Source organism: Alishewanella agri BL06 (genome assembly GCF_000272005.1).
Classification (GTDB): Bacteria; Pseudomonadota; Gammaproteobacteria; order Enterobacterales; family Alteromonadaceae; genus Alishewanella; species Alishewanella agri.
In genome coordinates this window covers 15,566-28,900 of sequence record NZ_AKKU01000012.1, presented here as the reverse complement: position 1 = coordinate 28,900, position 13,335 = coordinate 15,566, and the positions used below count along the sequence as shown (strand labels likewise).

Annotated in this window: 9 protein-coding genes; 8 read left to right on the top strand and 1 reads right to left on the bottom strand. The window is 49.8% G+C overall.

What is annotated here, in order from left to right; translation table 11 throughout:
• Nucleotides 1-336: 336 nt before the first annotated feature.
• The 3 genes from AGRI_RS06800 to AGRI_RS06790 all read left to right on the top strand — a co-directional run bounded on the left by AGRI_RS06800 (nt 337) and on the right by AGRI_RS06790 (nt 5,977).
• Nucleotides 337-2,964 carry a TonB-dependent receptor plug domain-containing protein gene (locus AGRI_RS06800; protein WP_008984239.1) on the top strand — a complete coding sequence of 876 codons (2,628 nt, stop codon included), beginning with the start codon at nt 337-339 and terminating at the stop codon, nt 2,962-2,964.
• 58 nt (nt 2,965-3,022) lie between these two features.
• Nucleotides 3,023-3,958, top strand: coding sequence for a class I SAM-dependent methyltransferase (locus tag AGRI_RS06795; protein WP_008984238.1), 936 nt, complete (start codon nt 3,023-3,025; stop codon nt 3,956-3,958).
• A gap of 78 nt (nt 3,959-4,036) precedes the next feature.
• Nucleotides 4,037-5,977 (top strand): alpha/beta hydrolase family protein, encoded by a 1,941-nt coding sequence (locus AGRI_RS06790; RefSeq protein ID WP_008984237.1) that lies wholly within the window; start codon nt 4,037-4,039, stop codon nt 5,975-5,977.
• Here the strand turns inward: AGRI_RS06790 and AGRI_RS06785 are convergent.
• Nucleotides 5,970-6,239 carry a hypothetical protein gene (locus AGRI_RS06785; RefSeq protein WP_008984236.1) on the bottom strand — a complete coding sequence of 90 codons (270 nt, stop codon included), beginning with the start codon at nt 6,237-6,239 and terminating at the stop codon, nt 5,970-5,972. The two genes, AGRI_RS06790 and AGRI_RS06785, sit on opposite strands and share 8 nt — an antisense overlap.
• Nucleotides 6,240-6,267: 28 nt before the next feature.
• Between AGRI_RS06785 and AGRI_RS06780 the strand changes: the two genes are divergently transcribed.
• From AGRI_RS06780 to recR, 5 genes are all read left to right on the top strand, one after another.
• Nucleotides 6,268-9,174, top strand: coding sequence for a TonB-dependent receptor domain-containing protein (locus tag AGRI_RS06780; RefSeq protein WP_008984235.1), 2,907 nt, complete (start codon nt 6,268-6,270; stop codon nt 9,172-9,174).
• 342 nt (nt 9,175-9,516) lie between these two features.
• Nucleotides 9,517-10,065: an adenine phosphoribosyltransferase gene (gene apt, locus AGRI_RS06775; RefSeq protein ID WP_008984234.1), complete on the top strand. Its 549-nt coding sequence runs from the start codon at nt 9,517-9,519 to the stop codon at nt 10,063-10,065.
• Between the two features lie 41 nt (nt 10,066-10,106).
• Nucleotides 10,107-12,317: a DNA polymerase III subunit gamma/tau gene (gene dnaX, locus AGRI_RS06770; RefSeq protein WP_008984233.1), complete on the top strand. Its 2,211-nt coding sequence runs from the start codon at nt 10,107-10,109 to the stop codon at nt 12,315-12,317.
• Nucleotides 12,318-12,387: 70 nt separating this feature from the next.
• Nucleotides 12,388-12,714 carry a YbaB/EbfC family nucleoid-associated protein gene (locus AGRI_RS06765; RefSeq protein WP_008607436.1) on the top strand — a complete coding sequence of 109 codons (327 nt, stop codon included), beginning with the start codon at nt 12,388-12,390 and terminating at the stop codon, nt 12,712-12,714.
• Nucleotides 12,715-12,719: 5 nt separating this feature from the next.
• Entirely contained in the window at nt 12,720-13,322 is a 603-nt protein-coding gene (gene recR, locus AGRI_RS06760) for a recombination mediator RecR (RefSeq protein WP_008984232.1), read from the top strand.
• Nucleotides 13,323-13,335 lie beyond the last annotated feature (13 nt).

The following is a 13,335-nucleotide window of genomic DNA, read 5'->3' as shown; positions in this document are numbered from 1 at the left end:
TACAGTAAAAATCGACTGAAATTCGTGGTTGCTGCTTTACTAGACGCTATAGATCGTGCTTGTTTACGAAATTTACGTTTTATAAACCTTTATCAGCATGGCTTGATCGTTTTTTGTAAGCATAATGTATGACTGGCCTCGACCCCGCACTGATATCCGACGCACTCAGACCAGCCTTACTAAAAAATGTTCCGTAAAAGCGGTTGACCCTGCTGAAAAATTGCGTTTATTATCAGGGCGCGTTACTCGGGGTAGTTGCCAGTAAAAAGGCGGCGCCCGGCAAAAAACTTAGTAATTGAAAAACAGAATCACTAAACGTGGTCCAGGGAGAAATACATGTACTCAAATAATAAATTAAGCAAGGCTGTGCGCTTAGCCATCGCTTTCGGTGCCGCGTCAGCGTTCGCCGGTGCTGCTGTTGCTCAAGAAGCACAGCAGGAAGAAGAAGAGTCTGCTAAAGTTGAGCGGATTGAAGTAACAGGTTCTCGTATTAAGCGTACTGATCTGGAAGGTGCATTACCGGTAACAGTAATTGACCGTGAAATGATCGATATGTCAGGTCAGCTGTCTGTTTCAGACTTACTGCGTGGCACAACCTTCAACTCAACAGGTTCTTTCCGTCCACAATCAGGTAGCTCAGCACAAGGTACGGCATCCATTAACCTGCGTGGTTTAGGTGCGGACCGTACTCTGGTATTGGTTGACGGTCGCCGTCTGCCTAAATCGCCTTCAACAGGCGCTACCCAAGACTTAAACTCTATCCCTATCGGTGCAGTTGAGCGGGTTGAAATTCTGTCTGACGGTGCATCTGCGATGTACGGTTCTGACGCTATGGGTGGTGTAGTAAACATCATTACTCGTAAAGATTTTAACGGCGTTGAATTCAACGTTAGCATGGGTGAAGCATCAGTACCGAAAGAAGGTGGTGACACTGAAAGCGGTTCAGTAGTATTCGGTTCTTCTACTGCAAAAACCAGCCTGATCGGTGGTGTATCGTGGAACAGCCGTGACATCGTATTTGAACGTGATTACCCGTGGGTAGTTCCAGGTAGTTCTGTTTACGGTAACAACTGGATCAACGCTGACTTCACTGGTGCGTTCTCTGCCATTCCAGGCGGCTGTACAGAGCAAAACTTTATCTCTACCACTATCGCTGGTCAGCCACGTTGCCAGTTCAACTTCAACGCGACTAACGCGAACGAAGCATCTACTCGTAACGAATCTCTGTTCATCAAAGCGCGTCATCAGGTTACTGACGACTGGCAAGTATACATGAATGCGTCAGTATCAAAATCTGGCTCATTTGGTCGTTACGCTCCGGCTCCGGACTGGGCTCCAGTTTCTGCTACCAGCGTAAACAACCCAACTAACCCTAATGCTTGGTTCTACAACCCAGCTAACCCAAATGCTGTGGCGTTCAACCCAGCAATCGGTGCTCCGCGTGATATCGAAGTTTATCACCGCTACGCTGCGTTGGGTAACCGTGATGGTTATGTAAACAACGAAGGTACAGATTTCCTGGCCGGTGCGCAGGGTATGCTGGGTGATGTTGACCTGGACTTCGGTGTACGTCGTAACCGCAGCAAAACTTACGATATCGGCTATAACTACATCGTTCGTTCAACTGCATGGGATTATATCGAACGCGGTATCTATGATTTACAGCGTCCAAGCCAAAACCCAGAAGAAGTTCTGAATGCGATGAAAGCGACTATTTCTCGTATTTCTTTCTTCAACCAGGACGAAGCTTACATCAGCGGTTCATTCGACATGTTTGAATTAGGCGCTGGCATGGTACAAGGTGTTCTGGGTGCAGAATACCGTAAAGAAGACTACCAAGATCAGTACGATTCACTGTCAGAAGCTGGTCAGATCGGTGGTTCAGCAGGTAACTCTGCTGGTGGTGACCGTACCGTTAAATCTGCCTTCTTCGAAGCGCTGGTACCAATCTTAGACAACTTGGAAATGTCTTTAGCTGGCCGTTACGACAAGTACTCAGACTACGGTAACGACTTTGCACCTAAAGTATCTTTCCGTTTTGAACCAATGGACGGCATGGTATTACGTGCGTCTTGGGGCCAAGGTTTCCGTGCTCCGTCACTGGATATCCTGACGCAGAAGACCACTTTCTCTGCCGTATCGGTTAACGATGCTCAAACTTGTGCTGTATTAGGTTCGTGCCCAGTTCAGGTTGACACCTTTATCCGTGCTAACCCGGATCTGGGTTCAGAGCAGTCTGACCAGTACACCTTAGGTTGGGCTTATCAGCCAACAGATTGGCTGAACTTCTCAATCGACTACTGGAATACTGAGATCACTAACAAGATCACTTACTTTAGCCCAGCAACTATCCTGAATCGTCTGGCCGCCGGTGATGCGTTACCACCAGGTATCGGTATTACCCGTCGTCAAAACGGTTCAATCAGCGAAGTATTAGCCGGTTACGGTAACGAAGGTGTGGTTAACACTGATGGTTTCGATGCTAACGTTCGTACCACTTTCGACTTCGGTAACCTGGGTCGTTTAAATCAGAACCTGCAAATCGCTTATACTCGTAACTACGACGAGGGCGGCCGTAACTTCGTGAAAGATCCTGGCTTCCCACAAATGCGTGCTACCTTACAAAACGTATACGTGTTCGGTGACATCGATGTGGCTTACAACCTGAACCTGATCGGCAACAGCTTCCGCTGTGGTCTGGGTCAAACTCCAGGTGGCGCTGCTAACCGTAACGGTTGTGTTAACTTAGCTAACGCACCACGTGACGGTAACTGGGGTACTTACGTAACTCACGATCTGCAGTTAAGCTACAACCTGCCTTGGGATGGTAAGATCACCGTTGGTGCTCTGAACCTGTTCGAGAAGCTGCCTTCTCTGCGTCCATACGGCGGTCGTGACTATAACTTCGACCTGTACGATGGTTGGGGTCGTCAAACTTACGTTCGTTACAGCCAAACTTTCTAAGGTTGTAACTACTTGAATAAAAAGGCGGGCTTAGCCCGCCTTTTTCATTGGAGGAAATATGCAACACTGGACAGCTTACTGGCAGCAGGCGGATACGCTGAATAGCTTTGCAGAAGGGCAGGCGGCCAGCGGTTATCACGGTGAATTGGCAGCCTTCTGGCGACAACAGCTAGCGGGGTTAGCTGCCTCGGCAACACTGATGGATCTTGGTACCGGCAATGGGGCGCTGGCAGTCTTGTTGGCAGAACAAAAACAACAGCGGGCAACCAACTGGCGGATCCTGGCGGTTGATGCTGCTGATATTCAACCGCAACGTTTAATTGCGAAGCAGCCTGCACTGGCAAAGCCATTTAAACAGATCCGTTTTCTTGGTCATACCCGAATAGAGCAACTCCCTTGCGCCAATGCCAGTATTGACTTGCTGGTCAGTCAGTTTGCTTTTGAATACAGCGAGCTGTCGGCGAGTCTGCAGGAAGCCTGGCGGGTGCTAAAACCCGGTGGTCGCCTGATTGCGGTGATGCATAGTGCAGATACGGCTTTGGCGCAAGATAGTGCCGTCGGGATCCTTGTGATGCAAAACTTGCTGGCTGCAGATGGCATTATTGAACGGGTCCTGGCGTTGTTGCCGTTAGCACTGCGTTCCACACAAAGTCCGCAGTTTATCCAAGCTAATCAGCAGTTATTGCAACAGGTTAAAGTTTATCAGCAGTCATTGGCGCCGGCGGCAGCTGAGTGGTTTCATTATTTATTTGCCCCCTTTGCCAGCTTATTATTTCAACCGGCAGTGGATAGCCCGCACCAGGCCAAGCGGCTGCAGCAAAGTTTAACCTATTATCTACAGCGGCTTAGCGATCAACAAGCGGCTTGTATTACACCTGACAAAGCCGACGGCATCCAACAACAACTGCAAAAACTGCGGGGGCGCGGGCAATTAGCACCGCTCTATATCGAAGGGCAGTTATTTGGCCTGGCATTAATGGCCGAAAAAGTTTAACTAAAGCGTTTATTTGTAAGTATTTTGATAATAATATGGCGGCGTTTGCAATCTTATTCAGTTAAAGGAGTAACCAAGTTGCGTTATCTAAAAATATTGCTGAGCTTACTATTACTTCAAGCCAGCCTGGTTTATGCCACCATTCCCACCCAGCACTTTTTCGAACACGCCAAGGTGCGCAATATGAAGCTATCGCCAGATGGCAAGCAAGTCGCCTTTAATTATGAGGAAGGTTCTGAAGTCCGCCTGGCGGTGATGCAGCTAAAAGATCTGAAGGTTAAGAGCAGTTTTACCTTCGGTGAAAATAAGCATGTGCTTAATTTCCATTGGGCGAACAACGATAGAGTGCTAATGGAAGTGGCTGAAGTTACCGGCAATCTGATAAGTATGCGCGGTACCGCTGTAGATTTATATGCCGCTAACGCTGATGGCACTAAACGCCATCTGTTATTTAAAAATGAGATGTCCGCCTACACCATTCTGCACCTATTACCAGAACAGCCAGATCGGATCTTAATTGGTAAGTACCACTGGGCCGAGAAGAGTGGCATGCGCGCTTTTACACTGGACATCAATCGGGGCACGGAGCTGTATCTGGATGACCAGCCTCCGGGCGTCGTCACCAGTCTGATGGCAGATAATAGCGGCACGCTAAGGATGGGGATTGAGTTTATTGAGGGCAAAGAGTTTGATGACAACAAAACCATCTTGCATATTAAGCAGGATGGGCAGTGGCAAAAATTAGCGTTGCCCAATCAACGCGCGAATCCTAAAGTGACGCCCTGGGGATTTACCGCTGATAATAAAACCGCTTACTTTCTGTCTAACTTCGATATGGCGACCGGTGATCGGGACGGTTTATTTGCGTACAACTTCGAGGATAAATCACTCAATCTGATAGCCAGACACGATTATTCAGATATCGACGGCCGGTCCAGAGGCCATGATGGCGAGTTGCTGGCGATTGACTATATGGCAGGTAAGGCTGAGTTCGAATTTATTAATACCAGCCATCCGGATACCTTATTGCTCGCCGGTTTGAAACAGGCGTTTGCGGAGCAATTGGTCACCATTTCCTCTTTTGACGAAAAAGGTCAGCTAGCCTTATTCCGCGTCAGCTCTGATCGTAATCCCGGCGAATTTTATTTGTACGATTTGGTGAAGAAACAAGCCCGTTATCTTGCTTCGGTAAAGCCAAATTTAAAAGCTGAGCAGTTGGTGCCGATGCAGCCGGTTAACCTGACCGCTCGGGATGGCCTGGCATTGCATGGCTATCTAACCTTACCCGCGGGCAAAACCAGTCAGTTGCCGCTGATTATCAACGTCCATGGTGGCCCCTTTGGCGTTTATGATAATTGGGGCTTTAATGCTGAAGCGCAATTCTTTGCCCACCATGGTTATGCCAGTTTACAGGTTAACTTCCGTGGTTCTGGTGGCTATGGCGACGATTTCGAACGTGCTGGCCGTTTACAGTGGGGACGGGCGATGCAAGATGATGTTGCCGATGCGGTAAAGTGGGCAGTAGCACAAGGCATTGCGGATCCAAACCGCATTTGTATCTACGGTGGTAGTTATGGCGGTTATGCTGCAATTTGGGGCGTAATTAAAGATCCGGAATTGTACCGCTGCGCTGTGGGTTATGTTGGTGTCTATGATATGCCGTTATTCTTTAAAGGTGATGGTTCAGATGCCAGCCGTAGTCGCAATATCGGGCAATTTATCCGTTCTCATGTTGGCGCTGAGCAGGAATATCTGCACTCTATTTCACCAGTGCATCACGTTGATAAAATTCAGGTGCCGTTATTTATCGTGCATGGCTCGAAAGATGTGCGGGTGCCAATAATCCATGCCAATAATTTACGTAAGGCCTTAGATCAGGCAGGCAAAGATTATCAATGGTTGGTTAAAGAAGACGGCCATGGTTTTTATCAGGTGGCGCACCGGGTTGAGTTGTACGATAAGATGCTGCAATTTTTTAACCAGCATATTGGTGCCGCAGCTACGGCTAAACCTAATTAACATTTTGCTGTTTATCGTGAAAAATCAGCGGTTGGTCGGACGCTGCCGACCCGCCGCTGCCCTTGCTCCCACTTAGGTTAAGCGCGTGACCTGAAATAGAAAAAAAAGTTGCAGCTTTGCGACTAAATACCTGCCTAAAGGCTTGACCCTTTTTTTTTTTGCTGCATATTATTAACCGATATTGTTCGGTTGCAAACCGAATGATGCGCTTCAGGCCTTTCTCAGGGATGCGTCTGACAAAAATAAATAACGAGATACTCATCTTATAAGAGTTATCCAGGGAGTTTACTATGTTCACCAATAACAAGCTAAGCAAGGCTGTTCGCCTGGCTATGGCCTTTGGTGCTGCTTCAACACTGGCCTTCGCTGGCTCAGTTGCAGCCCAAGAAACTGATAACGAAGAAACCGCCAAAAAAGACGAGAAGCCAGAGCGTATTCAGATCGTAGGCTCTCGGATCCGCACCGACGGCCTGGATCAGGCTAACCCGGTTACTATCATCACTGCTGAGATTGCGAAAGATTCAGGTTTAAATACGCTGGGTGAATTACTGCGTACTTCTACCGTGGCAGCCGGTTCTGACCAGCTGATTTCTGCGTACTCTGTGGGCTTCGTCACCTCTGGTGGTGCCGGTGCTGAGTCTATCTCAATGCGTGGTCTGGGTTCAAACCGTACGCTGGTATTATTAAACGGCCGCCGCGCTGGCCCAGCTGGTACCCGTGGTCAGGTATCTGCTTTTGATATGAACGCCTTACCTGTATCAGCCATTGATCGGGTTGAAATTCTAAAAGACGGCGCTTCATCACTATACGGTTCAGACGCTGTTGCTGGTGTAATCAACATCATTACCAAACGTGACGATACTGCTAATATTACTGTGTCTGGTAGCAAGCCGTTTGAATCAGGTGGTGAAACCTATCGTATCAACGGTACTTACGGTGAGACCTTTGACCGCGGCTCATGGCAAGTGGTAGCAGACTACAACGTCAATACCGGTTTAATCCGTGACGACCGCGATTACTTTAACTGTAATGAGCGGATGCTGTTTAACGCCACAACCGGTGAACGTGCTGACCCAATTGACCCGCGCACTGGTGAATACCACTGTAACGGTACTGGCTATGGTATCTGGACTAACCGTGGTGGTCGTTTTCTGTATGACTATCAAGGCTATGGTTTCCCAGCGGCAAGTTCTACTTTCCCAGTACCACTAACTCACCCAAATGGTTATTTCTGGGCTGGCCACACGAAAGAAACAGATGGCTGGTTAGACGGTCAGCATCCGTTCCAACGCAATTCAACCATGATCCCAGAGTCCAAAGTTGGCTCCGTATATCTGCAAGGTAACTACGACATCAGCGATAAAGTATCGATGTTTGGTGAGTTACTGCATAGTAGCCGCAGAACGGATATTGCCAGTGTACGTCAAATCTTTACCCAAGATTATGGTTACATTCCTGCCAACTTAGTGCCAGGCTGGGGTGGTAACACAACGTTACTTGCGGTTGCGATTACAGATCACTTCAAAAACCAAACGACTATTGATTACACCCGCGCTGTCGCAGGTTTTGAGGGCGAGTTTGGCGATTGGTACTGGAACTTCTCTTACCAACGTTCATTTAACAAAGGTGAATATAAGCAAGATATTTTCCTGCGTGACGCCATGCTGAAATCACAACGCGTACTGCGTGGTGAAGCTTGTAATGACGTGACGCCATTGTCAAACCGTCCATGTTATGCGGTTGAGTGGTTCGACCCACAATTTATTAACGGTAATATGAGCCAAGGTGCCCGTAATTTCCTGATGGGTGAAGACGTTGGTATGACATATTACAAACAGGATACTGTAGATTTCTATCTGACAGGCGACCTGTTTGAATTACCAGCTGGTATGGTAAGTACAGCTTATGGTGTGAGCTACCAAACCGACATGATCAAAGATACCCCGGGCGTCGAAACGCTGCGTGGTAACTCATGGGGTTTAAGTGGCGCTAACGTGACTAAGGGTCGCTCCTCTACTAAAGCTGCTTATGCTGAGTTCAATGTGCCACTGTTACGTGAAATGCCATTAGTGCAGTCAATGGATCTGACCGTGTCAGGTCGTTGGAATGATGTTAACACCTACGGTACAGGTTCTACTTACAAGGCCGGTTTAAACTGGGCACTGACTGACGAATGGCGTATCCGTGCTTACCGTGGTAGCTCATTCCGTGCACCAGCATTGTTTGAGTTGTTCCTGGATAGCCAAACTGGTTTCTTAGGCCAAAACGCTGATCCATGTATCAACTGGGTAGAGAGTGACAACCAGTTCCTGCGTGCTAACTGTCAGGCTGCTGGCGTACCAGCAACCTATATTGCAGGTGTTGGTTCTTCTATGACCTCAATCACCGGTGGTGGTAAAGGCGTTCTTGATGCTGAAACCTCTGTATCTAAAGGTGTTGGCGTTGTGTACACCAGCCCTGAAGGTAAGTTTGGTCTGTCAGTAGACTATTACGATGTCGTGATCAACGACCAGATCACTAACGTGGGTGGTGCGGCAGTATTAAACAACTGTTACTTCTCAGAGCGTGGTTTTGCTAATGAGCCTTTCTGTCGTCAAATTACCCGCCGTACCGGCTTGGATGGCGACTGGGGTGTAGCAACAGTCCGTGGTGGTTATCTGAACACAGCTGAGCAAACTGTACGTGGTATTGACTATACGTTAACTTATCGTGACACCTTCTCATTCGGTGACTTAAGCGTACGTTTAGAACATACTCAACAAATCGAGCGTAACTATAAGCAGTTTGCTGCTGACCCAGAGCCGTTGAAGTACATTACCCGGGTTGGTAACCCACGTGAAGTGGGTACACTGCGTACCACACTGCGTCGTGATGACTGGCAGTTCAACTGGACCATGAACTACTATGGCAGCACATCGAACTACCACCTGTACGCCAATGGTAACCGCACTACATACCGTGGTGAAGCAGTAACTTTCTTGGCGGAAACACCAACCTACATTCTGCATGCGTTCTCGGCTTCTACTACGTTCTGGGATAGCATGAATGTGACTGCGGGTATTGCTAACGCCTTTGACAAACAGCCACCAGTTGCCAGCCCAGCTGCGCTGAACGTTGTTGGTAACGTACCGCTGTTTGCATCACAACTGGATTATTTAGGTCGTCGGTTATTCGTAACCGTGTCTTACGACTTCTAATCTAACTCCCTTAGGTTACTAAGTACTATAAAGCCCCGGCTACGCACAGCCGGGGCTTTTCTTTTCGCGGTTGCGCTTTTCAAAGGCGACGAAATTCATTACCATAGGCGCCGGTTTTGATGTAGATCAATATGTAGGCGGTAAAGCAGTATGGCTGATGAAAACTTTAAAGACAGCTTCGACCTGAAGCAGTTAATATTATTCGTTATTTGTTTCGCTGGCCTGTTATGTCTGGCCCCGATCCTCCGCTGGATCCAGTTACTTTCCTGAAAGTAAGGTTACATCGGGTACTAGCCGCCACCGGGGCGGCTTTTTTGTCTGTATTGAGTTAAGGGTATAGAGATGGACTACCAACAGCTTGCAACCGAACTAAAGGCCGTGATTAAAACGGTAGAAAATTATCCCAAACCGGGCATTACCTTTCGGGATGTCACCAGCCTGATGCAGGATGGCCCCAGTTTTAAAAAAGTGATTGATGCCTTTGTCGCCCGGTATCAGGCTGCTGGTATTACGAAGATTATTGGTACTGAATCGCGCGGCTTTATTTTTGGTGCCCCTTTAGCTTATGCGTTGGGAGTAGCCTTTGTACCAGTACGTAAACCGGGCAAGTTACCACGCGAGCGTATTTCACAGGCCTATTCTTTGGAATATGGCGAAGATGCGCTGGAATTACACGCTGATGCTATCGTTGCCGGCGATAAAGTGCTGTTGGTTGACGATTTACTGGCCACCGGCGGCACCATTGATGCCACGGTAAAACTGGTACGTCGTTTAGGTGGCACTGTAGCTGATGCCGCCTTTGTGATCGCCTTACCAGAACTGGGCGGTGTTGCACGGTTAGAAAAGCTTGGTTTAACCCTGTGTAGTCTGGTTGAGTATCACGGCGAATAGGGTTAGGCTAGCGTTACTTCGCAACAAGACAGGATGCCGGCATGAGTTATCAGGTTCTGGCCAGGAAATGGCGGCCACGCCAATTTAGTGAACTGGTGGGACAGCAGCATGTGAAAACAGCGCTGGCCAATGCACTCAATAGCGCCCGTTTACATCATGCCTATTTATTTACCGGCACCCGAGGTGTCGGTAAAACCACCATCGCCCGCATTTTCGCCAAAAGTCTGAACTGTGAGACCGGTATTACCGCAACGCCCTGTGGTCAATGTAGCACCTGCTTAGAGATAGATGGCGGTAACTATGTTGATTTAATGGAAATCGACGCCGCATCGCGGACTAAGGTCGAAGATACCCGCGACTTGCTGGACAATGTGCAATATGCACCAAGCCGGGGCCGTTACAAGGTATACCTGATAGACGAAGTGCATATGCTGTCGCGGCACAGCTTTAATGCCTTATTAAAAACGCTGGAAGAGCCGCCGCCGCATGTGAAGTTCTTACTGGCGACCACCGACCCGCAAAAGCTGCCGGTTACTGTACTGTCGCGTTGTTTGCAGTTTAGTTTAAAGGCCTTAACGGTAGCACAAATTCAGCAGCATCTGGCCACAGTATTGCAGGCCGAGCAACTGCCATTCGATGATGCCGCTTTAGCCCTGCTGGCCAAAGCCGCCAAAGGCAGTTTGCGGGATTCCCTCAGCCTGACCGATCAGGCGATTGCCCTTGGCAATGGTGAGGTGAAGTTACAGCCGGTGCGGGAGATGCTGGGTTTACTGGATACCAGTTGGGCGCTGCAGTTATTACAGAGTTTATTCGCCGCCGATCTGGCTGCGTTACAGCATAGCCTGCAACAGTTACTGAGTCAGCAAGCTGACTATCTGCAGGTGCTGGATGATCTACTGGCGCTGCTGCATCTAACGGCCTTAACCCAATTTGAACCTGCCGCTGCTGAACATAGTGACTATGCCGACGCCATTCGTCAGTTTGCGGCCAGTCAGACCCCGGAAGCGCTACAGTTGTATTATCAGCTCTTGGTGAGTGGGAAAAGAGATTTACCCTATGCACCAGAGCCCGCTATTGGCCTGGAGATGGCGCTGCTTCGTGCTTTAGCCTTTGTGCCGGCGACACAGACCACGCCACCGCAAAAGATGCCAGCTGCCAAGTCCAGCGCGGTACTGCCAGCAAATCAAGCGGCAGTACCAACGCCAGGTCCGGCAGCAGTAGCGCCAGCCGTTGCTACAACAGCTGCCATGCCTCAGGAAGGCCCAACCTTGGCACAGGCTGCCGGGGCGCTGCCACAGCCTGCAGCCGGGACCACAGCAACAGCAATAACGCCCGAGACGCCGCCTGCCGGGCATACTGGCAATGTTCAGGCCAATAGTACAGCAGAGCCGGCCACGCAGATTGATGCCGTAACGGCGCGGATTATGGCCCGACGTGGTTTGGCACTGCCAACAACCAATGCAGCGCAGGAAGCGGCAACAAAAAAGTTTGAGCGCCAACCGGCGCCGCAGCAGACAGTTCCATCACTCTCAGCCTCAGTTGCAGCCTCCTCTGCGCCGGTGAGAATGGAAGCCACGACTGTTGCGGTGCCGACAGCCGCCGCGGTAAAGCCTGAATCGGCAGAGCTTGCTTCGCCTTCCGTCGCGATCGCAACAGACGCTGTCGCCGCCGCGGAATATGCTGGTTATACCGCCAGCCAGGCCGAAGTTGATGTTAGCGAGGCGTTTAACGAGCAGCTCGCTGAGCTCAGCAACGACGAGCTGAGTGAGCAAGCGCAGCTGTCAGAAGCCTGGTGGCAACAGCAAAGCTTCGAACCTCTGCCAGCAGCGGATACCGAGTTGCCGGATGAGCAACGCTTTTCGATTCGGTTTGCGGCGCAGGTGGACGCCTGGGCCAGATTGATTGAGCAATTAGAGCTGGGTGGTTTATTACGTCTGTATCTGTTAAATAGTGCGCTCAGCCAGCAAGGGCAGCAAGTTTTGCTCACCGTCGCACGGCATCAGCAACATCTGGATAACCCGGCTTTTCGTACTAAATTGTACCAGGCGATTGCGCCGGTATTTCCGGCGGGTTTCGAGCTGGCGATTCAGTATCAGGAGCAGGTGCTAAACACACCACTGGCGATCCAACAGCAGATCGAGCAGGAGCGTAAGGATTACGTTAGCCGGTTGTTGCAGCAGGATCCCAAACTGCAAGAGATCCAGCTGCGCTTTGCCGCCGAGTTGCAGCTGGACACGCTGCAGGTGAATTAACCTTGTAATTTTGGCGCTGAATCATTATCTTGTCGCCAGCTTTGTCAGTTCCTAACAGAGAGAGAGAATTATGTTTAAAGGCGGTATGGGCAATATGCTCAAACAAGCACAGGCCATGCAGGAAAAGATGCAAAAGATGCAGGCCGAAATTGCCAATATGGAAGTGACCGGTGAAGCCGGCGCCGGCCTGGTTAAAGTCACCATGACCGGTAATCACAATGTTCGCCGGGTGAGCATTGATGACAGTCTGATGAGTGATGACAAAGAAATGCTGGAAGATCTGATAGCCGCGGCATTAAATGATGCGGTGCGTCGGGTTGAAGAAAATAATAAAGAACAAATGGCAAAAATCACCGGTGGGTTACAATTGCCGCCAGGTATGAAGTTACCTTTCTAAGCATTATGGCTAAGCTCCCGCCGCTGTTACAGCAGTTGATTGATGCACTACGCGTGTTGCCGGGGGTGGGCCCGAAATCGGCCCAACGCATGGCATTACAACTGCTGGAGCGTAATCGCAGTGGCGGGGCCAGGCTTGGGGCGGCTTTAACCGCTGCGATGAACGGCATTGGTCAATGTCAGCAATGCCGCACCTTTAGTGAACAGGCGCTGTGTGCTATTTGCAGCGATCCGCGCCGTGCTGAGGCAGAAACCCTGTGTATTGTCGGGTCAGCAGCCGACCAATTGGCCATCGAGCAAACCGGCCAGTTTCAGGGGCGCTACTTTGTGCTAATGGGCTATTTATCGCCGCTCGATGGCATAGGCCCGGAGCAACTCGGCCTTGACTTACTGGCCAAGCAACTGGCCAGTGGTAGTATCAGTGAAGTGATTCTGGCTACCAATCCGACGGTCGAAGGCGAAGCCACAGCGTTTTATATTGCTGAGCTGTGTCAGCAATATCAGTGCACTGTCACCCGCCTGGCGCAAGGCCTGCCGGTGGGCGGGGAACTGGAATATATCGACGGTTCTACCCTGGCGCATGCCTTATCCGGGCGTAAACGTTTTTAATCAGCGCTTTTAA

Excerpts from the sequence above, each read along its gene's own strand:
- AGRI_RS06800 (WP_008984239.1), top strand. The coding sequence starts at position 337 with ATGTACTCAAATAATAAATTAAGCAAGGCTGTGCGCTTAGCCATCGCT.
- AGRI_RS06795 (WP_008984238.1), top strand. The coding sequence starts at position 3,023 with ATGCAACACTGGACAGCTTACTGGCAGCAGGCGGATACGCTGAATAGC.
- AGRI_RS06785 (WP_008984236.1), bottom strand. The coding sequence starts at position 6,239 with ATGAGTATCTCGTTATTTATTTTTGTCAGACGCATCCCTGAGAAAGGC.
- AGRI_RS06780 (WP_008984235.1), top strand. The coding sequence starts at position 6,268 with ATGTTCACCAATAACAAGCTAAGCAAGGCTGTTCGCCTGGCTATGGCC.
- apt (WP_008984234.1), top strand. The coding sequence starts at position 9,517 with ATGGACTACCAACAGCTTGCAACCGAACTAAAGGCCGTGATTAAAACG.
- dnaX (WP_008984233.1), top strand. The coding sequence starts at position 10,107 with ATGAGTTATCAGGTTCTGGCCAGGAAATGGCGGCCACGCCAATTTAGT.
- AGRI_RS06765 (WP_008607436.1), top strand. The coding sequence starts at position 12,388 with ATGTTTAAAGGCGGTATGGGCAATATGCTCAAACAAGCACAGGCCATG.
- recR (WP_008984232.1), top strand. The coding sequence starts at position 12,720 with ATGGCTAAGCTCCCGCCGCTGTTACAGCAGTTGATTGATGCACTACGC.